Annotated in this window: 20 protein-coding genes; 13 read left to right on the top strand and 7 right to left on the bottom strand. The window is 60.5% G+C overall.

Translation table 11 applies throughout. The features are described from left to right. Window positions 1-54 precede the first annotated feature (54 nt). Window positions 55-345: a hypothetical protein gene (locus N688_RS22735; protein WP_156025350.1), complete on the bottom strand. Its 291-nt coding sequence runs from the start codon at window positions 343-345 to the stop codon at window positions 55-57. 243 nt (window positions 346-588) lie between these two features. On the opposite strand from N688_RS22735, the gene N688_RS08440 reads away from it, so the two are divergent. The 5 genes from N688_RS08440 (at window position 589) to N688_RS08460 (ending at window position 4,916) form a co-directional block, all read left to right on the top strand. Continuing rightward, window positions 589-1,176 (top strand): hypothetical protein, encoded by a 588-nt coding sequence (locus N688_RS08440; protein ID WP_052888867.1) that lies wholly within the window; start codon window positions 589-591, stop codon window positions 1,174-1,176. A 33-nt stretch (window positions 1,177-1,209) separates the two neighbouring features. Beyond that, window positions 1,210-2,130, top strand: a complete 921-nt coding sequence (gene galT, locus N688_RS08445) for a galactose-1-phosphate uridylyltransferase (protein ID WP_052888868.1) — start codon at window positions 1,210-1,212, stop codon at window positions 2,128-2,130. Further along, window positions 2,117-3,433 carry a galactokinase gene (galK, locus tag N688_RS08450; RefSeq protein WP_052888869.1) on the top strand — a complete coding sequence of 439 codons (1,317 nt, stop codon included), beginning with the start codon at window positions 2,117-2,119 and terminating at the stop codon, window positions 3,431-3,433. The genes galT and galK overlap by 14 nt, the downstream gene beginning before the upstream one ends. A 28-nt stretch (window positions 3,434-3,461) precedes the next feature. Continuing rightward, window positions 3,462-4,301, top strand: a complete 840-nt coding sequence (locus N688_RS08455; protein WP_052888870.1) for a M55 family metallopeptidase — start codon at window positions 3,462-3,464, stop codon at window positions 4,299-4,301. Between the two features lie 78 nt (window positions 4,302-4,379). After that, window positions 4,380-4,916, top strand: coding sequence for an NUDIX domain-containing protein (locus N688_RS08460; protein WP_052888871.1), 537 nt, complete (start codon window positions 4,380-4,382; stop codon window positions 4,914-4,916). A gap of 90 nt (window positions 4,917-5,006) precedes the next feature. Here N688_RS08460 and N688_RS08465 read toward each other — a convergent pair whose 3' ends face one another. The 4 genes from N688_RS08465 to N688_RS08480 all read right to left on the bottom strand — a co-directional run bounded on the left by N688_RS08465 (window position 5,007) and on the right by N688_RS08480 (window position 9,244). Beyond that, window positions 5,007-5,420, bottom strand: coding sequence for a hypothetical protein (locus tag N688_RS08465; RefSeq protein ID WP_052888872.1), 414 nt, complete (start codon window positions 5,418-5,420; stop codon window positions 5,007-5,009). A gap of 391 nt (window positions 5,421-5,811) precedes the next feature. Beyond that, window positions 5,812-6,537, bottom strand: coding sequence for an HlyD family efflux transporter periplasmic adaptor subunit (locus tag N688_RS08470; RefSeq protein ID WP_052888873.1), 726 nt, complete (start codon window positions 6,535-6,537; stop codon window positions 5,812-5,814). A 127-nt stretch (window positions 6,538-6,664) separates the two neighbouring features. Further along, a complete protein-coding gene (locus tag N688_RS08475; protein WP_052888874.1) occupies window positions 6,665-8,296 on the bottom strand; it encodes an MDR family MFS transporter in 1,632 nt (543 codons plus the stop codon). Window positions 8,297-8,389: 93 nt separating this feature from the next. Further along, on the bottom strand, window positions 8,390-9,244 hold the full coding sequence (locus N688_RS08480; RefSeq protein ID WP_052888875.1) for a TetR/AcrR family transcriptional regulator: 855 nt from the start codon (window positions 9,242-9,244) through the stop codon (window positions 8,390-8,392). Window positions 9,245-9,547: 303 nt separating this feature from the next. On the opposite strand from N688_RS08480, the gene N688_RS08485 reads away from it, so the two are divergent. From N688_RS08485 to murA, 3 genes are all read left to right on the top strand, one after another. After that, window positions 9,548-10,516 carry an LLM class F420-dependent oxidoreductase gene (locus N688_RS08485; RefSeq protein ID WP_052888876.1) on the top strand — a complete coding sequence of 323 codons (969 nt, stop codon included), beginning with the start codon at window positions 9,548-9,550 and terminating at the stop codon, window positions 10,514-10,516. A 154-nt stretch (window positions 10,517-10,670) separates the two neighbouring features. Further along, the gene (locus N688_RS08490; RefSeq protein ID WP_052888877.1) at window positions 10,671-12,032 is read left to right on the top strand and encodes a glutamine synthetase family protein; all 1,362 of its coding nucleotides are present in this window, start codon (window positions 10,671-10,673) and stop codon (window positions 12,030-12,032) included. A 240-nt stretch (window positions 12,033-12,272) separates the two neighbouring features. Continuing rightward, window positions 12,273-13,658 carry a UDP-N-acetylglucosamine 1-carboxyvinyltransferase gene (gene murA, locus N688_RS08495; RefSeq protein ID WP_202901871.1) on the top strand — a complete coding sequence of 462 codons (1,386 nt, stop codon included), beginning with the start codon at window positions 12,273-12,275 and terminating at the stop codon, window positions 13,656-13,658. A gap of 206 nt (window positions 13,659-13,864) precedes the next feature. Here the strand turns inward: murA and N688_RS08500 are convergent, their stop codons facing one another. Next, the gene (locus tag N688_RS08500) at window positions 13,865-14,188 is read right to left on the bottom strand and encodes a YtxH domain-containing protein (protein ID WP_052888878.1); all 324 of its coding nucleotides are present in this window, start codon (window positions 14,186-14,188) and stop codon (window positions 13,865-13,867) included. A 131-nt stretch (window positions 14,189-14,319) separates the two neighbouring features. Next, complete coding sequence (locus N688_RS08505; protein WP_052888879.1) at window positions 14,320-15,441, bottom strand: competence protein CoiA; 1,122 nt, start codon at window positions 15,439-15,441, stop codon at window positions 14,320-14,322. A 326-nt stretch (window positions 15,442-15,767) separates the two neighbouring features. On the opposite strand from N688_RS08505, the gene argF reads away from it, so the two are divergent. The 5 genes from argF (at window position 15,768) to N688_RS08530 (ending at window position 20,958) form a co-directional block, all read left to right on the top strand. Beyond that, window positions 15,768-16,784 carry an ornithine carbamoyltransferase gene (argF, locus tag N688_RS08510; protein WP_052888880.1) on the top strand — a complete coding sequence of 339 codons (1,017 nt, stop codon included), beginning with the start codon at window positions 15,768-15,770 and terminating at the stop codon, window positions 16,782-16,784. A 332-nt stretch (window positions 16,785-17,116) separates the two neighbouring features. Continuing rightward, entirely contained in the window at window positions 17,117-18,613 is a 1,497-nt protein-coding gene (locus N688_RS08515; RefSeq protein ID WP_052888881.1) for an aldehyde dehydrogenase family protein, read from the top strand. A 190-nt stretch (window positions 18,614-18,803) separates the two neighbouring features. Next, window positions 18,804-19,022 carry a TOBE domain-containing protein gene (locus N688_RS08520; RefSeq protein ID WP_202901872.1) on the top strand — a complete coding sequence of 73 codons (219 nt, stop codon included), beginning with the start codon at window positions 18,804-18,806 and terminating at the stop codon, window positions 19,020-19,022. A gap of 212 nt (window positions 19,023-19,234) precedes the next feature. After that, the gene (locus N688_RS08525) at window positions 19,235-20,374 is read left to right on the top strand and encodes an amidohydrolase family protein (protein ID WP_052888882.1); all 1,140 of its coding nucleotides are present in this window, start codon (window positions 19,235-19,237) and stop codon (window positions 20,372-20,374) included. A 104-nt stretch (window positions 20,375-20,478) separates the two neighbouring features. Beyond that, window positions 20,479-20,958, top strand: a complete 480-nt coding sequence (locus tag N688_RS08530; RefSeq protein ID WP_052888883.1) for an NUDIX hydrolase — start codon at window positions 20,479-20,481, stop codon at window positions 20,956-20,958. Window positions 20,959-20,982 lie beyond the last annotated feature (24 nt).

Below are 20,982 nucleotides of genomic sequence, written 5' to 3' on the forward strand. Positions count from 1 at the left end.
CTACCTGCTTCCTCCCTGGCGGATCAGCCTCTGATGCTGACAGCCGCCGGCTGCTTAGCCGCGTTGCACGACGGTGTCGTCAGATCTTCCCCGCCTATCGGAGCCGTTGGGGGAACCTGCAGCTCCTCCACGACGACCCGCCAGCGAGAAGAGTGTTTCACCACCTTCCTGCCAACAGCGGGCATCGGGGGCCGGTAGGTTTTCACAAAGAATCCAGTCATTGGCATCTCTGAGGACATGCCCCTTGATGCACTTGGCGTACTCGATATGCTCATTCAGCGCAGGATCATCGGGCCTGATCCCGGCAGTAGCGATCTTAGGCACAAAAAATTTACACCAGGGCACGGTATGGTACCTTCCTTGTTGCGCGTGTGATGAGATGAAAACATGACTGAGCGGCTAGACTGCGCCCAGGCTGTTTGCATTATACCCTATCTGCCGGCTCTGAATCTAGAGGAGAGGACCCTCGCTCGGCTGCCGGCTCGCCCGCGGCTCGCCAATCCTACTCGCGCCAACGACGTCGCCCGCCGAAAGAGAAGATGATATGATAAGGAGGTCAGATCTATTCTCCTTGGAGAGGTGTGCTCTGTGTTAGCACAAGAGGTAGCTGTGATTGATGGGGATTCGCCCCTCTGGGAACGTGCCAGGGGCCTCTTGAATGCCGCTCTCTTGTTAGAGCAGCAGAATGATGAGGGCTATGTCTGGCATGGCTGGACCAAAGGGCAGATCGAGGCCTTCCTACGTGGATTGCCCTCGCCCTGCTGCCTGGTGGTGGCTGTGTGGCAGGCCGCCTTGCCGGAGCAGCTCTCTGCTCAGACGCCGGGGGGGGAGGCCGCTGAACAGCTCATGCTGGGCCTGGTTTGTGAGGTGGTGGAGGGCGAGGTCCGCTCGCTGCGTACGTTTGAGGCCCTACGGGCGGCGGGCCTGAAAGCGGTGGATCAGTTGGAGCCGGGCTATGAGGATGGCCTGGCTATTCTGCGCGCGGCTCATGCTCTGGTCGCTCCAGTGGCCTGGGCCTTGTTTACTGACTGGCAGACCTGGAACGAGTGGCTGCTCGGCTCGGATGAGGGACTGCCGCCGCAGAGAGTGGTCGATAAGGGCGCGCTGTTGACTGCCCTGGCCCAGGCCGGTCGCTGCGTGCTGCTGGGAACGCAAACGGCCCATCGCTATCTGTGAACGCTATCTTCTCAGGATGCAGGCAGGGATGATATGTACGACGATGCGAAGGCTCTGGTATGGAATCCTATTTTGCGTCACTATGTGGTGAACGCACCGCATCGAATGCATCGCCGGGAGGGGACGGATCAATGCCCTTTCTGTGCCGATGTGCTCGAAGGGCGGGTTGGGCCTGAAACTCAGGTGTGGCTTCACCCTAACGATTTCCCTCCCTTTCATCCGCCGGTCGGAGAGGCTTATGTGGTCATCTACCACCGCGATCACGAGCGAACGTTTACCCGTCTGAGTGTGTCGGAGGTCTGTGCCGTAATGCAGCTCTGGCGCGAGCTGTATCGCGATCTGAGTCAGCGCTATGCCGCGGTGATGATCTTCGAGAACAGTGGCACGAGCATCGGCCAGACGCAATTGCATCCGCATGGTCAGGCTTATGGGGTCTCGGTGGTGCCGCCGCTACTGGAGCGGGAACTGGAGACGGTGAGGTTGGAGCTGGAGGCGGGGCGCGGCTGCCCTTTCTGCCGAGTGAGAGCCGAGCTGGACAACGGTCCTTATGAAATAGTGTCTAACGCAAGCTGGCACGTTTTTCTCCCTCCTTATGTGCGCTATCCTTACGAAACCCATCTCTATCCGCGCCGCCATATTGCCAATCTGGCGGCGGCTAGCGATGAGGAGCTGGCCGATCTGGCGGCCCTGCTGTTGCAGGTGGTGCGCGCCTACAATGCCCTCAGCAATGGCCTCATGGCCCCCATGCCCTATATGCTTGGCGTTCATCAGTTGGCCGATGAGCGTTTCCATCTCCATATTGAAATTCTGGCGGTTGGAAGAGCGCCGGGCAAGCTAAAGTATGCAGCCTCCTCCGAGATGCTCTGGTCGCTGTGGACCAACGATTCATCTCCTCTTCAAAAGGCGCGGGAATTGCGAGAAGCGATCGAGAGGATTGCTCATGGTGGCGAATGATCCAAAAGAGTTACCGTCTGCCGCGCGGCTAGCGCTGGAACTTTTTTCGACGGTCTTTGGCGCGGACGAGGAGCAGACTAACGAACGGGCTGTTCTGGGTGTGGCCTGGGCGCCTGGGCGGGTCAATCTGATAGGTGAGCATACCGACTATAATGAGGGCTTTGTGCTGCCCTTGGCGGTTGACCGTGTGGCTGCCTTTGCCGGGCGAGCGCGGGGTGATGGCCGAGTGTGCCTCTGGTCGCGACAGTTTCAGGAGCTGGCTGAGATCGAGTTAGAAGGTCTGCCAGCCACCTTCAACGCTCAGGCTGCGCGGCTGCCGTCCTGGGCGCGCTACGTGCTGGCGGTCTTGAGCGAACTCAAGGCGGCTAGTCTGGAGCTGCAAGGCTTCAGCGCGGTGCTTCATGGCGATGTTCCCCTGGGAGGGGGGATGAGTTCCTCTGCGGCTCTGGAAGTAGCGACGGCCTGGGCGGCCTCGTTGTTTTCAGGTGGCCGCTTTGCTATCGAGGAAGGGGTGGCGGCGCCAACGAGCCTGTCCCCCCTGGAGGTCGCTCGTCTCTGTCAGCGGGCTGAGCATCTGGCCTCGGGAGTACGCTGTGGCATTCTCGACCAGGCCGCCTCGTGCCTCGGGCGTCCCGGTCAGGCCCTGCTGCTCGATTGCCGCTCGCTAGACTTCCGCTATCTGCCCTTTGAGAGCGAGCGGGTGGCTCTGCTAGTGGCCGATACCCAGGTGCGGCGTGAGTTGGCGGCTTCGGCTTACAATGAGCGGCGGCAGCAGTGCGAGGAAGCGGCGCGTTTGCTCGCAGCGCTGGTGCAGGCTGAGACGGAGCAGGAATCTGACAGCAAAGCTGCCGGGCCGCAGATCACCTCTCTCCGCGATGTAACGCCGGAGTTGTTCGCGCGCTATGCCTCTCGGCTGCCCGAGGTGCTCCGAAGGCGGGCTGGCTATGTCGTAGCTGAAAATGAGCGAGTGCTGGCGGTCGCGCGTCTGCTAGAGCGTGGTGAGGTGGAGGCCGTTGGCCCTTACCTCTGGCAGACGCATGCGGGACTGCGTGATGAGTACGAGGTGAGCTGTCAGGAGCTTGACGCGCTCGTAGAGATTGCGCGTGGAGTTGAGGGGGTGCTGGGAGCGCGTATGATGGGGGGAGGGTTTGGGGGCTGCACCATCAATCTGGTGCGTAGCGCGGCAGTGGAGCGATTGAGAGAGGCGATCCTGAGCGAATACCCGCGCCAGACCGGGCGGCAGGCGAGTGTCGAGATCTGTCGGGCGGCTGCTGGCCCGGGCGCTCTCTCCTTGCCGGCGTAAATTGCACAGTCTAAGGAGCCAATTGACGATGAAGCTCTTTCTCTCGACTGATTTTGAAGGGACCAGTGGCATTGTGGCCTGGGAACAAATCATCGAAGGGCAGCCGGAATACGCGCAAGGGCGTCTCCTCTTGACACGTGAAGTCAATGCCGTCATCAGTGGGGCCCAGGAGGCCGGAGCCAGCGAGTTCGTAGTCAATGATGCTCATCATTTTATGCGCAATCTCCACCCGCAGGAGCTGGCTGGGGAAGCTATCCTCATCAGCGGTCGCCATAAACCTCTCTATATGATGGAGGGACTCGACAGCAGTTTCGCGGGCCTCTGCTTTGTCAGCTATCATGGCTCGATTGGAGCGGAGCGAGCTGTCCTCGGCCATACCTATAGCCCGGCTGCCATTTTGGAGGTCCGCCTCAACGGGCAGATCGTAGGTGAGGTGGGCATCAACGCCCTGGTAGCGGCTCATTATGGGGTCCCGATCGTGCTCGTCAGTGGCGACGACGTGACGGCCCAGGAGGCTGAAAGTGTGGCGCCTGCCGCCGAAAAGATCGTCGTCAAGCACTCCCTTGGACGCTTTGCCGCTGCTCACCTTCATCCAGACAAAGCCTGCGAACTGCTGCGCGCGGGAGCACAACGTGCCGTTGAGCGTCTGGCCCGCGGTGATGAGCGTCTGGTCCCTCCCAGTTTCGAGTTGCCAGTGCGGCTGGAGGTCACTTTCTTAGTGGCTGACATGGCTGAGATGGCCTGTAGTGTGCGAGGCGTTGAGCGGAGAGCAGCGCGTACGGTCTGCCTCAGTGGCGAGAATCTGTTAGACATCTACCGCCAGTTTGTGGCGGTTGTCATGCTGGCGCGGGCCCTTGCTGATCGCTAAGACAAAGCAGAGTGGGGTCCGCCTGGCAAAGGCTCTTCCCGATGCGCTCTTCTCTCCTCTGGAAACGCGAGGTCATCGATGGTTGAGTTTGTGTATCGCTACTGTCCTTTCTGTGCTACGCCCTTGCGGGAGCAGACCGTAGGAGCGGTGGCGCGACCGAGCTGTCCGGCCTGTGGCTTTGTGCTCTATCTTGGTCCAAAGGTAGTGACAGTTGTTATCATTGAGCATGAGGGGCAACTCCTGCTGGGCCGGCGCGCTATCGAGCCTGGGAGGGGAAAGTGGAGTTTCTGCAGTGGCTATGTTGAGCGCGGGGAAGAGCTGGAAGAGGCGGCACTGCGCGAAGTGAAAGAAGAGACCAATTTGCGCGTCGAGCTGCTGAACCTGCTCGGTCTCTACAGTCGGAAGGGCAGCCCCCATCTGCTTGTCGCTTATCGAGCGCGTCCATTCGCCGGCTCGCTAGAGGAGCTGGCTCCCCAGGCGAGCGAAGTTAGCGAACTGGCCTTTTTCCGGCCTGTGGCGATGCCTGAGCTGGCTTTCCCTTTTGACTATGTCATTTTGCGCGATTGGCAGGCGCTGATCAATGGGATCAGGTCGCAGGGTCCGCAGGGTCTCTAAGCCAGGACCAGGGAGCAGGTCGATGGCGATGAGGAGTGAGAGGCCTCATGCTTCGTTTCCTTGCCCCTGGCCCTGTGAGGCATAAAGACGTCAGGATTGACTGGGCCGATACTCTGGCGACTCGGCTCCGGCGCCAGTTCCGGCCTCCGTTGGGGCTGGCAGCGAGCGCTCGATACGCTCCACGACCTGTATCAGAGTGTTCAGGTGCTCTTCTAGCTCTGCTGACTGCTGATGAAGAGTACGGAGCTGGGTCGCCAGGGTATGCAGCTCCGGGTTCAGCAGAGCCAGTTCGTGGGCCCGAGAGTGCTCATGGTGATCCTCGCCAACGGGCAGGGCCTCCCGCTCCTCAGACTCGAGGGCGGGAGCCACCTCCACGCGCGGTGCAGCTGAGGTCGAGCCTCGTGCTGGAAGCTCCTCGGCTGCTGTGCTTCTGATTACCCAGATCAGGGCCACAATGGCCAGCAGACCGAGGACAAGTAAGCCTCCTGAGATGAGCAAGACCACTGTTTTGCTCCTTTTCTTGAGCGCTTCGAAGCCTTGATAGGTAAGCTTCTTCTACCTCTTATCTTTTGCTTTCTGATTTCCCCTCCAGCACAGCAATTCCAGACTGGGCTGAGTTAGTTGCTCTGTAACGGAGGCGAGGCCAGTCCCCTGGCGGGCTAGCGTTGCGACGCGACAGACGACTGTTAAGGGCGTCCTCAGTAACTGAGGGAAGGAGTGTTTCCCCTGAGCCAGCCCGGCCTTGGCTGTCGGAGTCTTGGCCGCTAAAACCAGGCTGCTGGATCTGGCCTCGCATCGGCAGCGGGCGAGTATCTGCCTCCATCATCGCTCCGCTCGCCTGGACGCAGCTGTTGAGCCAATGGTGAGCGGCAGCAGCTCGCCCGCGGAGTCTCCTTTAGTGAAGATGGATCGTCACTTCAGCGCTCATACCGGGCATCAAGGTCTTACCGGCGCTGCCATCCAGGCTAATAATCACCGGGATGCGCTGGCCGACCTTGGTGAAATTGCCGCTAGCGTTATCCTGCACCGGCAGGAGCGAGAACTCCGAAGCGGCAGCCTGGACAATCTGCTTCACATGGCCCGTAAACTTTGTGTCTTTATAGGCATCGATTGTTATATCGACACTCTGGCCAATTTGGATATTGTTGATAGCATTCTCGTCGACGTAGGCCGTTACCGTCAAGTGGCTGGGATCATAGATTTCCAGCAGTGGGGAACCGGCGACCAACTGCTGGCCGGGGACAGCCGCGACCTGGATCACCGTCCCGCTGATAGGGCTGGTCAGAGATACAGCCCGGGCTGCGTTTGTGCGAGTAGCCGCCGTAGACGCAGAGGCATTCTGTGCTGGTGAGGCAGCGCTTGCGCTCGCGCTAGTGGTCGTGGTCGCCACAGGTGTTAGCTGGGCTACGGCCTGACCGGCATTCACATGGTCACCCAGGTTAGCGCTCAGAGTAGTCAGCGTGCCGCTAGTGGGCGCGTTGATCGTAACAATCGGGGCAGTTACCTGAGCGTCGTCGGTGCTATAGTACGTGTAGTTATAGTAAATCCAGTAAGCGATCCCGCCGGCAATCGCAAATAAAGCGACCACCGTCAGGACGGGGATCAGAATCAAGCGTCTCATCTGAATCACACTCCTCCAATTAGTCCTTCTGGATTGCGTGAGGCGAAGTAAGCAAGCTCAAACTCCGTGCGGGTTGTGTTGGTCGGATAGTCATGTAAGAATCAGGCTGTCAATAGGGCGAGCGAGGCTAGCCGGCAAACATGGTCTCCATAGCGGCAGCCGTGCGCTCCTCGCTGGCCTGGGGGGTCCCACGACGGCGTGCCCAGCGAGGACGAACACCCGAGCGTACGAAGAGTGTCGCCACCATAGCCAGCAGCGTGGCCAGCAGGGTCACACGGAAAGCATCCTGCATGGCCAGCACGTAGCTGCGCTGCTGCAGCAGCTGAGCGATCAGCTGGAGAGCCGCGTTATAGGCCGAGCGAGCGTCAGCTCCATGCAGGATAAAGAGCGCCTGGATGCGCGGGATCAGCTGTCCCAGGGGAGAGCTGGGCGTCACCATCTCCGCCAGGTGGCCGAAATGGATCTGATTCTGCGTTTGGACCAGCGTTGCCAGCACGGCGATGCCCAGGGAGCTAGAGACCGACCGGGTGACCGTGCTGATCGAAGAGGCCTGAGCCAGCTTCTCGGGGCGAATCGTCGAGAGACTGGCCACGGCCAGCGGCTGCACCGAGAGGCCGAGGGCCACGCCACGCAGGACCAGAATCCACTGGAACCAGCCGAAAGGCGAGTGGACCGTGAGAGTCGTCAACTCCCAGTTTGCCAGCGCCAGGGCCAGCAGGCCCGGAATCATCACCGGGCGCACTCCGAGCCGGTCGACCAGTACCCCACCTAACACCGAGCTCACCATCGAGGCCAGAGCCTGTGGCAGAAGGAGCAGGCCGGCCTGGAAGGCGCTCAGTCCACGCAAATCCTGCAAGTAGATCGGGAAAAGGAACAGACCTCCAAACATGCCGAAGATGATGAAGACCTGGGCGATGGTACTGGTTGTAAAAGGACCATTGGCGAAGATGCGTAAGTCGAGCAGTGGCTCGCCTCCGCGCGCTGCTAGCATCAGCTCGATGGCTGTGAAGATCGCCAGTGCCAGTACGCCAGCGATCAAGAAGCCGCGTACCAGTGTCGAGCCCCAGCCGTAGGTACTGGCCTCGGAGAGAGCATAAAGCAGGGAGGCCAGGCCAGCAGCGGCAAAGACAAAACCCGCTGCGTCGAAGCGCGGCCTGCGCTCCACTGGCTGCTCGCGCAGCAGGAAGATCGCCAGCAGTACAGCCACGATCCCGACGGGCACGTTGATGTAAAAGATCAGCTGCCAGCCGGCATACGTGACCAGGTAGCCGCCCAGGGTTGGGCCGATGGCGGGCGCCAGCAGAGCCGGCACTCCGAAGAGACCCATGCTCATCCCGCGCTCCTCGGGAGGGAACTCCCTGAAGGCTAGAGCCATTGAGAGCGGGAAGAGCGAGGCGCCGCCGATGCCCTGCAGGATGCGGAAGAAGATCAGGGCTGGCAGACTCCAGGACAGACCGCAGAGAGCCGAGCCAAGTGTAAAGGCTGCCAGAGAGATGATATAAAAGCGTTTGATCCCCAACGTGTCGGCGAAGAAGGCCGCCGTTGGCGTGACCACGCCCTGGGTTAGAATATAGGCTGTCAGCACCCACTGGACGGTGTGCAGATCGGCTCCAAAGGCCGCTTGCAGATGGGGGATAGCAATATTGACGATGGTCTGGTCCAGAATCGACATGAAGACGCCGATGATCACCACAATCGCCACGATCCACTTATAGGCCAAACCACCCCCACGCCCCCTTGTTTGCTCGCTTGCTTGCATATAGCAAAGCTCCTCTTCTCTATCGCGAAACTCGCTCACTCACTCACTCACGCAGAGCGGGAACCAATCTTGGCTTGCAGGACTCCTTTTTAGCTAGACTCGCTTGTCTGGATCACAGGGTACCATGCCGTAAAAGAGCAGATCGACCACCTGCTCGATCAGCTCTTCGCGAGAAAACTGTCTCACGGACAGCTGGCTGAGCAGGCCACGGGCCACGACCCGTGAGACGAAGATCGAAGCCAGGATCTGCACGATCAGCTCCGGGGCAAAGGTGCGGCGAAAGCGACCTTGCTCCTGCCGCCTGCGTACAAAGCTGATCAGGATCTTGCGATTCTCCGTCAGCACCCTTGCCAGAATCTGAGCCGCGTCAGGGTGGCTATGGATCACCAGCATGGCCAGGCGCAACAAGTCGCGCTGAGGAGTAGCCATGAGCGTATCGTGGAAAGCCGCCACAATGCGGTAGAGTGCCGTACGGTCGTCAATCTGGCCTTCCTCGGCCTGCTGCACGGCTTCGGCAATAGCGGACTGCAGCGTCCCATGCGGAATGTAATGCCTGATCAGGGCTGCGAGCAACTCCTCTTTGCTGTGGAAGTGCCAGCAGAGGGTGCCGCGTGAGACCCCAGCCTCAGCGGCGATCTCATCCATCGTCGTAGCCGAGATCCCCGAGCGCGCAAAGGCTCGCAGCGCTGTCTCCAGGATCAGCTCGCGCGTATCCTGGGCCGGCCTCTCGCGTAGTAGCCCGCGCTCTACCAGCGTCGCCCGCAGCTGCTCTTTGCCGCCAGCAAAGTGGTAGTAAAAAGCCGGACGCGATAGCTTGGCCTCTTTGGCGATCTCCTCAACGGTCACTTCCTCAAAGGGACGGCTGCGCAGCAAGCTCTCCGTTGCCTGAATCAGGCGCTCTTTGCCCCTGGCTCTGGCGTCGCCAGGATCAGGATCACGCTCAGCCATGATGACTTCGGCTCCCCAGAAGCAAGCATACTGTACTATCCAATAACAGTGACTGTACTGTTTAGTCCAGACGTCTGTATAATATAGAAAAGATAGTTTGGGGTGTCAAGAGGCAAGCGCTGATCGCAGGTCGGGAGAGGGAAGAATGGGGCAGGCAGAGGGGCGCTGAACGTGGTATATAATGGGCAAGGGCAGGGCCTGCCAGGGAGAAGCCGAGGCTAGAGGCTGGTGAGACCCTGCTGGAGAAGCGAGCCGTTTCCCTGGCTTGCTTGACGGAGAGACGCACGTGAGGAGAGAGCTATCATGGCGTTACGATTTGGCCTATTGGTCCCCCAGGGCTGGCGCCTCGATCTGGTAGGTATTGCTGATCCGATTGAAGCCTATGAGACGATGACGCGCGTGGCCCGTGAGGCTGAGGACCTGGGTTTTGATTCGATCTGGCTCTTTGACCACTTCCATACAGTGCCGCAGCCGTTGCAAGAGGTGACCTTCGAGTGTTGGACGAGCACAGCGGCCCTGGCCCGCGATACGCGGCGGGTGCGTATTGGGCAGATGGTGACCTGCAGCGCCTATCGCAATCCGGCCCTGTTGGCCAAGATGGCGAGTACGGTCGATGTACTCAGTCACGGACGACTGGACTTCGGGATTGGGGCCGGCTGGTACGAGCACGAGTGGCGCGCCTATGGCTATGGCTTTCCAGCAGCTCCGGTGCGCCTGCGCATGTTGCGCGAGGCCGTGCAGATTCTTCTAAAGATGTGGACCGAGGAGGAGCCCTATTTTGAGGGGCGCTATTATCAGGTGCATGGCGCCATTAATCAGCCCAAGGGGGTGCAGCAGCCGCATATTCCCTTGCTGATCGGTGGTGGGGGTGAGCAGGTGACCTTGAAGCTGGTAGCTCAGTATGCCGATGCCTGCAATGTCGGCCATCTCGATCCGGCGGGAATTGCCCACAAATTCGCGGTACTGAGGCAGCACTGCGAGGCTATTGGGCGCGATTATCAGGCGATTAAGAGGACGGTGCTCTTTAATTGTGCTATTGCGGAGACCGATGAGGAGGCCATGCGCAAGGCTCGGCAGTCCTACATGGGGCGCAATGTGCTACCTGAGCAGCTGTGCGAGCGTGAGCTGGTGGGAAGTCCCGAGACGATTCGCCGGCGTTTGGCGGCCTATGAGGAGATTGGGGCGCAGGAAGTGATTGTCTATCTCCCTGATGTGGCCCAGCTTGAATCGGTGCGTCTCTTTGCTCACGAGTGTATGGCCAGGCTGCGCTAAGAAAGTGCCTCCGCAGGGGCGGACACAGACGCCACGCCTGCTGTATACTAGCAGCAGCAGAGCAGGCACGAGCTGACGGAGCGGAGGTTGTCTAGATGGACCTCCCGTTCCGCTCAGTGGCGAGCTGTGTTCAGAACCAGCAAGGAGGGTCCCTATGGATATCAGCGATGTGGTGCGTCAGGCTCGGGCGGCCAATGTGCGCCTGGTGCGTTTCCTCTATTGTGATAACGGGGGGATCATTCGGGGCAAGGCGACGCATGTGGAGAAGCTGGCGACGCGCATGCGCGAAGGCATCGGGCAGACCCTGGCGATGCAGGCTTTCACGGCGGTTGAGACCCTGGCGACAGTCGAGGGGATGGGGCCGGTGGGTGAGTTCCGCCTGATTCCTGATCCACAGACCTTTGTGGTGCTGCCCTATGTTCCGGCCAGTGCCAGTATGCTGTGCGACATGGTGCGTCTGGATGGTCAGCCCTGGGAGGCTTGTCCGCGCACCTTTCTGAAGCGTATGGTAGCGCGCCTGGCTGAGCAGGGCATGCGGGCCGAGGCGGCCATCGAGCATGAGTTTTATCTGGCGCGTGACGTGGGAGGCCGCTTTGTGCCGGCGGACCAGAGTCTCTGCTACAGTAGTATCGGCCTGGATGAGCAAGCAGAGGTGATCGATGCTATTCTTGCCGCGCTGGAAGCGGTCGGGCTCTCGGTGGAGCTGTTTCATACGGAGCTGGGACCAGCCCAGCAAGAGCTGTCGATCCGCCACGCCGAGGTCGTGACGGCGGCTGATCACGTCTGCCTGGTGCGTGAGGTTGTGCGTGGGACGGCGCGTCACTATGGCCTGTATGCGACCTTTGCCCCCAAGCCCTTTCTGGATCAGGCCGGCAGTGGGGCCCACATTCACTTCAGTCTGTGGGGCGCTGAGGGGAGTTCCCAGGCTGGCAAGAATCTCTTCTATGACCCGCAGCAGCGTGGTGGCCTGAGCCAGACTGGCAAATATTTCATTGGTGGGGTGCTCCGTCACTTGCCGGCGCTGGTGGCGCTGACCTGTGGCAGTCCTAACTCGTATAGCCGCTTGCTACCGCACTTCTGGAGTTCGGCGTATACGGCCTGGGGCTACGATAACCGTGAGGGGGCGATTCGCGTGCCATCGTCTTTCTGGGGACGGGAGGCCGAATCGGTCAATCTGGAGCTGAAGCCCTCTGATCATAGTGGTAATCCCTATCTGGCGCTGGGGGCTTTGATCGCTGCGGGTCTGGACGGCATCCAGCAGCAGATTGATCCGGGAGAGCCGGTCGAGGTTGATCCGGGCAACCTCAGCGATGAGGAACGCGAGCGGCGGGGCATTCGTCGGCTACCGGCGACGCTGGATGAGGCCCTCGATGAGTTGGAGCGCGATACGGTCCTCGTGGAGGCTCTGGGGCCGTTGCTGGCAGGTTCCTATGTGGCCGTGAAACGGGCCGAAGCCGATTTCTTCCGCGAGAAGACTCCGGAGGAGGTGGCCAGTCAGCATTTCTATAAGTACTAGCCGAAAGTACTGGTAGCGCCAGGCGGGCGGAGCAGCGCTGAAGATCCGCTTGATCGTGGAGGGCTGCGGCGACTGCAGCCTGCCTGCCCTGGCTGGAAAAGGCGATAGTCTGCGCAGGGATGATACAATAATGTGCAGGCTGTCGCATTTTTCTGCCTCTGTTACGCTGTTACAAGAACATGTGCAGGGAAGAATGAGCTGAGGACGAGGCGTTCTCAGCGGAAGTGTGTGCTATTGGGAATGATGATGCCTATGCCCAACGCTTTAGGAACATCACAGCAGACGACCTACGCCTATCGCATTGAGGGCGGCTATCCTGTCGTGGGCGAGATTACCTGTCTGGGAGCGAAGAATTTTGCGACGAAGGCGATGGTGGCGGCTCTGCTGGGAGAGACGCCGACGGTGCTCACCAATGTGCCGCCCATTGGGGATGTCCAGATCACGGCAGAGATGCTGATGGGGATCGGGGCACGGGTGGAACAGCTTGATGAAACAACGCTGCTCATCGATCCGACAACGGTCCATGCTTCGACGGTGCCCCTGGCTCAGTCTGGCAGCAACCGGGCGCCGATCTTGCTGCTGGGGGCCTTACTCCATCGGTTCGAGCGCGTCGCGGTGCCGGTTGTGGGCGGCTGCCAGATTGGGGCGCGCAAGGTGGATTTCCATCTCGATGCCATTCAGCGCTTTGGTGGTCTGGTGGAGGAGACCCCCGAGGGCTATGTGGCGCAGCGTGTGCAGTCCTTGCGCGGGACCCATATTCATCTGCCCTATCCAAGTGTGGGCGCGACCGAGACCTGTCTGTTTTTGAGTGTGCTGGCCGAGGGGCGCACGCTGATTTCGAATGCGGCGATCGAGCCGGAAATCTTTGAGCTGATTACGATGCTGCGTTCGATGGGGGCGATTATCTTCACCTCCCCGGGGCGTGATATTCGGGTCGAGGGGGTCAGGCGTCTGACAGGAACGCGCATGACGGTGCTGGGAGACCGCATCGAGGCGGCTTCTTGGGCGTCGCTGGCCTGTGCCTCCGACGGCAATGTGACGGTACATGGGATTCGCCCCGATAGTCTCGGCAATTTTCTCTCCTATTACCAGCAGGTGGGTGGGGGCTTCGAATTTGTCGACGCGAACAGTATCCGCTTTTTCCGCCGACGCATGCTCAGTCCGGCCATCATTGAGACCGATGTCTATCCGGGCTTCTCGACAGACTGGCAGCAGCCCTTTGCCGTGCTGCTGACGCAGGCCGATGGCATCTCGATTATTCACGAGACCGTCTATGAGAAGCGTTTTGGCTATCTTAAGGCCCTCAATCGTCTGGGGGCGCGGACGCAGCTGACGACGCATTGTTTGGGCAGCGTACCGTGTCGCTATCGCGATATGAATTATGAGCATAGCGCCATTATTATTGGCCCGACGCCCTTTACGGCGGTCGATGAGGAGATTGTGATTCCCGATTTGCGCGCTGGTCTGGCCTATGTGATCGCGGCGGCTATTGCGCGCGGTACCTCGGTCATTACAGGAATTCACTTCCTGGAGCGGGGTTATGGGAATATCGTGCCGCGGCTGGCGGCGATGAACCTGAAGATTGAGCGGATTCCTTATCGTACGCCGGCGGTGGCAGAGGCGTGAGCTGGAGGGCCGGGCCTGAGCCTCCGGCCTGGCTGGGGGGAGGGTGCTGTCACCAGGAGCCAGGAGCAGAGCCGCCTGCCCCTCGAAAGAGGCAGGCGCTATTGGGATAAGGCTTTGCGCGGGCCGCAAGCTGACCTGGGTTGGGCATGCTCGACCCAGGTGCAGATGCGGCGCTGCCGGACCGACTCCAGAACGATCAGGTTGGGCTAACTTTGATTGGATGGTTTGAGGGAGCGTGCGGTCTCGCTGACATCCTGCGCCGACTTCTGGGCCAGGCTGCCCAGTTCCTCGGCAGTGTCGCGCACGCGCGTGGCGGCCTGGCGCGCGTATTCCTTGACGTTACCAGCGGTCTGCGAGACGCGGCTGGAGACCTGCTGCATGTATTCATTCAGTTGCTCGTTGTCAGGGAGATAGCCGCGCAACTGCTGCAGCCGCTCGCCGAGTAGCTGGCGCATCTCTTCGCCGCGCATAGGAGCAATCAACAGGCCGATGCCAACGCCGACCAGAACTCCTCTAAAGAAGTTGTTCATCCTGCCCTCCTTCCTTCCTGCCAGATAGAGAAGGCATGGCCAGTCCAAGCTGGGCCATCATTGCTGATGGTCGCGACTGCCCGACTGCTGCCTTTCTTCTCTGTCAACACGCCTGAGTATGGCAAACGGTTTCAACGGTGAGTTTGGGCGAGCGTTACTAACATTTCGATATAGCGGACGAAGGCGGCGTAAGGTCCGACGAAAGGGATCTCCTGCGTCACTTCACGCAAGCGTACGGGCGGAAAGCCCTGCCTGGCCAGCTGTCTCAGCCAGGAGCAGGCGCGAGCGACGCGCTGGCGGTCCGCTTCCCGCACCGGCTGCTCAGGAGTTCCTCGCCCATAGTTATAGCGACGCAGCAGGTCGGGATCGCTGCGATAGGCCCGCAGCAGGGGACGGAGCACGCGCTGAATCATCTCAGCACTAACTGTATTATAGAGATAAGCTGCAAGAAGATCCTCATCAACGCTGTCGGCGAAGGTCATCAGATGGCGGAGGCGCAGGCGGCGCTCGTGCTCGACGCGCAGCGGATGATTGATCGCTCCCTGGTCGTTGAGGCGTAACTCGCCAAGAGTGGTACTCAAGGTCATGCCGTAGCCCAGGCGCCCGACCCAGCCGCCAGTGCTCAGATTGGGGGCCTGGGAGGAGCTGGGTCTCTCCTCCTGCCAGGCCTGCAGGGCTTGGGCGCTCAGGGGCCAGCGCAGCCAGGCGCGGGCGGGAGTAAGCAAGGGATCGAGAAAGACGAGGGTGCCGCTGACCTCGAGAATGGCCTCTTGGAAAGCCTCTTGCTTGTCGCGCCGATTGCTGCCGATGATCCAGAGATCGGTGATGCCGGCCTGCTGATAGGCCAGGTGGCGGCGCTGCCACTCTTCGAGTTCCAGCGGAGCGCACTGGAACTCAACGGCCAGCTGGCGGCCATCGGTGTGTTTCACGAAGACGTCGGCGATGCGATTCGGCTCGGGGAGCCGTTCCTCCAGAGTGACGCGAGCGGCGGGAAATTGCTGGCCCAGCCAGGCGGCCAGCACGGCCTTGCCACGCATGTGCCGCTCTGATTCCTCTTCGGTGCTCCAGGGGCATTCTCCTTTGCGGTGAGCGAAATGGAGCTGCGTCCGTCGTGCCGGACCGCCGCGCAGGTGCAGCACAGCGCGGCAGTTGGGGCAGAACAGCTGGCGCTGCTGCGACCATTCCTGCAGCTGATTCAAGGCCCGCTCATCAGCTATCACGGGCTGACCGTCTGGTCCATAGGCGACGAGCATGGTCCGCATCCTCTCCTCAGTGAAACGAGACCTGACCCTGATGCAGGGAGAGACAGACGGATGCTCTCCCTCCTTCTGATTCTATTCTGTCGCGCTGGCGCCTGGAAGGTGATAAGCTCCTTCCTTCTCCTCTCCGGTCAGGCTGCCTCGAGTGTGCGGCTGCTTGACGGATAGCTCTGCTTATGGCTTGCGCTGGGGGGTGGAAACGTGGTAGCCTATGAGCACAGCCCCCAGTCGTGCTGGCTGGGCGGGGCGCCCTTGTGGCGGGAGACTGGGCTGAACGAAGAAGATTGTTGCTCTGTTATTTCAGGAGGATTAGCTCAACCGTGGCCTGCAATTTGAGCAAGCGGCACTTGCTAAAATTGGAGGACCTCAGCGCTGAGGAGATTCGCGCCCTGTTGGCGCTGGCCAGCCGGCTGAAGGCGGCCAAGTCTGCCGGGAAAGAAGAGCAGTATTTGCGCGGCAAGAATATTGTCCTGCTGTTCGAACAGGACTCGACGCGCACGCGCACAAGCTTTGAAGTGGCGGCCTTTGATCAGGGGGCCCATGTCACCTATATTGGTCCCAGCGGCTCGCATGTCGGGCAGAAGGAGAGCATCAGGGATACGGCGCGTGTGTTGGGGCGGCTCTACGATGGCATCGCCTACCGTGGTCAGGCTCAGGAGACGGTCGAGGAGCTGGGCCGCTACGCCGGGGTGCCGGTCTGGAATGCCATGACTGCCCACTCACATCCGACGCAAGTCCTGGCCGACCTGCTCACGATACAGGAGCATGTAGCGAAGCCGCTGGAGGCGGTGAGCTTCTGCTTTGTGGGGAATGTGAGCTATAACATGGCCGATACGCTGCTGGTGGGTGGGGCCTTGATGGGGATGGATGTCCGCCTGGCCGGGCCGCGTCAGCTCTGGCCCGGTGAGACGCGCCTGCAGGAGGTACAGGCCCTGGCGGCAAACAGCGGTGCCCGCCTCACGGTGACCGAGGATGTCGCGGAGGCTGTGCGTGGCTGCGACGTCATCTATACTGATGTCTGGGTGTCGATGGGTGAGGACCCGGCACTGTGGGGGGAGCGCATCCGGCTCCTCACGCCCTATCAAGTGACGCCCCAGCTCATGGCCCTCACTCGCAACCCGCAGGTTCTCTTTATGCATTGTTTGCCAGCTCTCCACAATACCGAGACGGGCCTGGGTCGCTCCATCGCGGCACGCTATGGATTGGAGGCTCTGGAGGTCACCGACGAGGTCTTTGAATCGCCAGCCTCCATTGTCTTCGAGCAGTCTGAAAATCGCATGCACACCATCAAAGCTCTCATGGTGGCCACGCTGGCTGCGTTATCGCTCGATAGTTAGCTGGCGGGCGCTCGCTTCTGAGCGCCCGCTGACCCTCCCCTCATCCGCTGGCTCTCCACCATTCTTCTCGCCGGTCGCTCTTGACTTTCTCCGCATTTTGTTTATACTCAATTATTGAGTACTCAATCGATGAGCAAGATACTGCCGCCCACTTCGCGCTTCGTCGTCACGGCAGTCTTCACCAGCAGAGCGAGTTTCAGCGTGGTTAACGCTCATCGCATTGGGACTCTTCTTTTGTGCGGCATTTTTTGGGACGGGCCTGAAGAACGGGCTGCGTGCGAGGCGTTACGGACGGCGCGGTCAACCAGCAGCAATGAAGAAGGAGAACTATCATGACGCTGGCCGAGAGCAATGTCGCTGTCTTACCGGAAGTCCAGACCTTCGTCGGAAGTGGGCCGAAGAAGCTCTTTATTGGGGGGAAATGGGAAGAGGCCGCTTCGGGCAAGACCTTTCCCGTTTACAATCCTGCCACGGGCGAAGTGTTGGCGCAGGTTGCCGAGGGAGACAAAGAGGATATTGAGCGGGCGGTGCAGGCGGCCCGGCGCAGCTTCGAGAGTGGTCCCTGGCGCAGGATGAAGCCCTCGGAGCGTGGGCGCCTGATCTGGAAGCTGGCCGATCTCATTGAGCAGCACAGCGAGGAGTTTGCCCAGCTTGAATCGCTTGACAACGGCAAGCCCTTGCGCATTGCGCGCATCGGCGATGTGGCGCTAACCGTCGACATGTTCCGCTATATGGCGGGCTGGGCGACCAAGATCGAAGGCCATACCATTCCGATCTCCACGCCGGGCGACTATTTCGCCTATACCTTGCGCGAGCCGGTAGGCGTGGTTGGGCAGATTATCCCCTGGAATTTCCCCCTTTTGATGGCGGCCTGGAAGCTGGCCCCGGCTCTGGCCGCTGGCTGTACCATCGTCCTTAAGCCGGCTGAGCAGACCCCGCTCTCGGCCCTACGCCTGGGCGAGCTAATCCAGGAGGCGGGTTTCCCCGATGGGGTCGTTAACATTGTGCCCGGTTTCGGGGAGACCGCAGGTGCGGCCCTGGCGGCCCATCCCGACGTCGATAAGATTGCCTTCACTGGTTCGACTGAGGTTGGCAAGCTTATCGTCCACGCTGCCGCTGGTAATCTCAAAAAGGTGACGCTGGAGCTGGGCGGCAAGTCGCCGAATATCGTCCTCAAGGACAGCGACCTTGACTCTGCTATCAAGGGGGCGGCCCATGCCATCTTTTTCAACCACGGGCAGTGCTGCTGCGCCGGGTCGCGCCTCTACGTGGAGCAGGAGGTCTTTGATCGCGTTGTCGAGGGCGTGGCCGAGGAGGCCAAGAAGATCCGCCTAGGGCCGGGTTTTGATCCGCAGACGCAGATGGGGCCGCTAGTCTCCGAGGAGCAGCTGCAGCGTGTCTCGGGCTATATTGAGGCCGGCCTGGCCGATGGTGCGACGCCGCTCTGTGGGGCCAGACGGCACGGCGACCAGGGGTACTTTGTCGAGCCGACGGTCCTGGTCAATGTGCGCCAGGATATGAAGGTGGTGCAGGAGGAGATCTTTGGACCGGTGGTCACGGCCATGCCCATCAAGGAACTGGACGAGATCCCGCCGGTGGCCAATGATACAGTCTACGGGCTGGCGGCAGGCATCTGGACGCGCGATATCAGTAAGGCCCATCGTTTGGCACAGCAGCTGCGCGCCGGTACGGTTTATGTCAACTGCTATAATGTCTTTGATGCCGCGTTGCCCTTCGGTGGTTACAAGCAATCCGGTTGGGGGCGCGAGATGGGCCACGAGGTCCTGGAGAACTATACCGAGCTGAAATCGGTCTGTATTGGACTCTGAAGCCTCGGGCGCACTGGCGCCGTATTGGATAGTGTAAGCGCAACGAAACGACGAGCGAGCATGGCGGAACTCCTCGCGAGCAGGGAGGCGCTGCCATGCTCGCGGTTTGTGTGGGCAACGGAGCGGACAGGCGATACGTTGGAGCGTGCTCGCTGACCGGGTACGCCAGGCGAAAGGGGGACGATGCATCATGACTTTGCAGTTTAGTGCACGCAATCGTTTGCAGGCCACGGTCAAGGCTGTCAAGCTAGGCGATGTGATGGCTGAGGTGACGGTCGCTCTGCCTGATGGTCAGGAGCTGGTTGCAGCGATCACGCGCACCTCAGCGGAGTCACTGCAGCTGCAGCCAGGCGATCAGGTGGTGGCGGTCATCAAGTCGACCGAGGTCATGGTCGGCAAGGAAGTCTGAACAGCAAGAGGCTGGCAGTGAGCCTGTGCTGATCGGACGCCAACAAGGTCGGCTTTTTGAGAGGCCCCCTCGCTTGCGGGTGGTGCCTCATCGTGAAGGGGGCCACTCGCAAGCGGGCGGGCGCTGGCCCGGCAGGGCTTGATTGTTGACCCCCGAGGCTGCTATCATGAGCGGGATAACTCCAGTTCATAAGATAGCGCGCGAGGGTTACCATGCTCGATCTCAGCGATATACCGCTCGTTGATAATCACTGCCATCCGGTCTTGCTCGATCAGCAAATGGATCTGCTACGTTTCCGCAGCTATTTCACTGAAGCCGCCGATCCTGGCTTCGTCCAGCGTCATGTTGGCGAGTCGGTCTACTACCTCTGGCTGGTACGCCAGGCGACAGCCTTCTATGGCTGTCCGGCGAGCGAGGAGGAGCTAATCGCAGCTCGCAATACCCTGGAGAGCGATGCCCTGCTAGCGCGCCTCTTGCAAGCAGCAAACTTTGCCGCCCTGGTTATCGACACGGGCTTCCCTGAAGGCCCTCATGTCTACTCGCCGGAGCGGATGGGCGAGCTGGGTCACTGTCGCGCCGCCAGGCTCTTTCGTCTGGAGCCGCTCATGCAGCGCCTGGTCATGGCCTACAGCGACTTCGATGAGATGGTGGCTCACTATGAGCAGGAGGTGAGCACCATCCGCGAGCGTGGCTACTGCGGCTTCAAAAGTATCGTGGCCTATCGCTCGGGCCTGAATATTTTGGAATGGACCAAGGATGAGGCGGTGGCTGCCTTTGCTCAGGCCCGAGCCGAGGGATTGCGTCAGGGCACGCTGCGCATCAATCATAAGCCGTTGCTTGATTATTTGCTCCATATTGCTTTCCACTATGCTTCTCAGCAAAAACTGCCGGTGCAGTTCCATACGGGCTATGGGGATAGCGATACGAATCTGCTCCTGGGTAACCCGCTGCATCTGCGGAACATTATGGAGCGCGAAGATTATCGGGGGATGGCCATCGTCTTACTGCATGAAAGCTATCCCTATGTTCAATTGGGTGCCTATCTGGCGGCAATCTATCCTCATGTCTATTTCGATCTTTCATATTGTATCCCCTTTGTCGATCGGCTGGAGATGCTAGCCTTTACGCGCCAGGCCCTTGGAGTAGCCCCTGTTAGTAAGCTCGTCTATAGCTCTGATGGTATTCATCTACCAGAAATGCACTGGGCGGCGGCCCTGCGCGGACGCGCGATTCTGGCCCAGGTTCTCCAGGAGATGATCGATGCGGACGAGTTGGACTACGAACAGGCCCGGCATATGGCCCAGCTCATCCTCCACGATAATGCCTGGCAGCTCTATGGCCTCAGCGACTGAGCTGAGCTAGGGCGCGAAAGATCACCCTGCTCCGCCGGGCACCTGAATGAGAGGCTGGGATCATGTGGGCGTAGGCCACGCACGCTCAATCAGGGAGGAAAGGAATGCAGAACGCCGAGGTTGGGGCAGAGGCACTGGTGGGCGGCTCTGCCCGCTTCCGTGTGGGGGTTTTTGCCCTCATTTTCGATGACGAGGGACGAGTTTTGCTCGTGCATCGCAACGACATCGATTGGTGGAACCTTCCTGGGGGAGGGATGGAGCTGGGGGAGACGGTCGATGAGGCGGTACAGCGTGAGGTGCGCGAGGAGACCGGCCTTGAGGTGGTCGTCGAGCGGCTGGTGGGTATCTACTCCAAGCCTCAGAAGCAGGAGGTGGTCTTGACCTTCCGCTGTCGCGTCGTAGGTGGGGCGCTCACTCCTACCGACGAGGCGCGCGACTGTCGCTATTTCCCGCCCCAGGCTCTGCCGGCCAACACTCTGCCCAAACATCGACAGCGCATCGAGGACGCGCTCCTCAACCAGGCCGAGGCCGTGCTGCGGGCCCAGCGCAGCAGTACCGCCGAGGATCAGGGGCTGACGCAGTAAGTCAGTCGGCACGACAACGTAGAG

Origin of the sequence: Thermogemmatispora carboxidivorans (assembly GCF_000702505.1) — a bacterium.
Taxonomy (GTDB): domain Bacteria; phylum Chloroflexota; class Ktedonobacteria; order Ktedonobacterales; family Ktedonobacteraceae; genus Thermogemmatispora; species Thermogemmatispora carboxidivorans.

Coding starts and splice junctions, on each gene's coding strand:
- galT (WP_052888868.1), top strand. CDS start 1,210: ATGTACGACGATGCGAAGGCTCTGGTATGGAATCCTATTTTGCGTCAC.
- galK (WP_052888869.1), top strand. CDS start 2,117: ATGGTGGCGAATGATCCAAAAGAGTTACCGTCTGCCGCGCGGCTAGCG.
- N688_RS08455 (WP_052888870.1), top strand. CDS start 3,462: ATGAAGCTCTTTCTCTCGACTGATTTTGAAGGGACCAGTGGCATTGTG.
- N688_RS08460 (WP_052888871.1), top strand. CDS start 4,380: ATGGTTGAGTTTGTGTATCGCTACTGTCCTTTCTGTGCTACGCCCTTG.
- N688_RS08470 (WP_052888873.1), bottom strand. CDS start 6,537: ATGAGACGCTTGATTCTGATCCCCGTCCTGACGGTGGTCGCTTTATTT.
- N688_RS08475 (WP_052888874.1), bottom strand. CDS start 8,296: ATGCAAGCAAGCGAGCAAACAAGGGGGCGTGGGGGTGGTTTGGCCTAT.
- N688_RS08480 (WP_052888875.1), bottom strand. CDS start 9,244: ATGGCTGAGCGTGATCCTGATCCTGGCGACGCCAGAGCCAGGGGCAAA.
- N688_RS08485 (WP_052888876.1), top strand. CDS start 9,548: ATGGCGTTACGATTTGGCCTATTGGTCCCCCAGGGCTGGCGCCTCGAT.
- N688_RS08490 (WP_052888877.1), top strand. CDS start 10,671: ATGGATATCAGCGATGTGGTGCGTCAGGCTCGGGCGGCCAATGTGCGC.
- murA (WP_202901871.1), top strand. CDS start 12,273: ATGATGATGCCTATGCCCAACGCTTTAGGAACATCACAGCAGACGACC.
- N688_RS08500 (WP_052888878.1), bottom strand. CDS start 14,188: ATGAACAACTTCTTTAGAGGAGTTCTGGTCGGCGTTGGCATCGGCCTG.
- N688_RS08505 (WP_052888879.1), bottom strand. CDS start 15,441: ATGCTCGTCGCCTATGGACCAGACGGTCAGCCCGTGATAGCTGATGAG.
- N688_RS08515 (WP_052888881.1), top strand. CDS start 17,117: ATGACGCTGGCCGAGAGCAATGTCGCTGTCTTACCGGAAGTCCAGACC.
- N688_RS08520 (WP_202901872.1), top strand. CDS start 18,804: ATGACTTTGCAGTTTAGTGCACGCAATCGTTTGCAGGCCACGGTCAAG.
- N688_RS08525 (WP_052888882.1), top strand. CDS start 19,235: ATGCTCGATCTCAGCGATATACCGCTCGTTGATAATCACTGCCATCCG.
- N688_RS08530 (WP_052888883.1), top strand. CDS start 20,479: ATGCAGAACGCCGAGGTTGGGGCAGAGGCACTGGTGGGCGGCTCTGCC.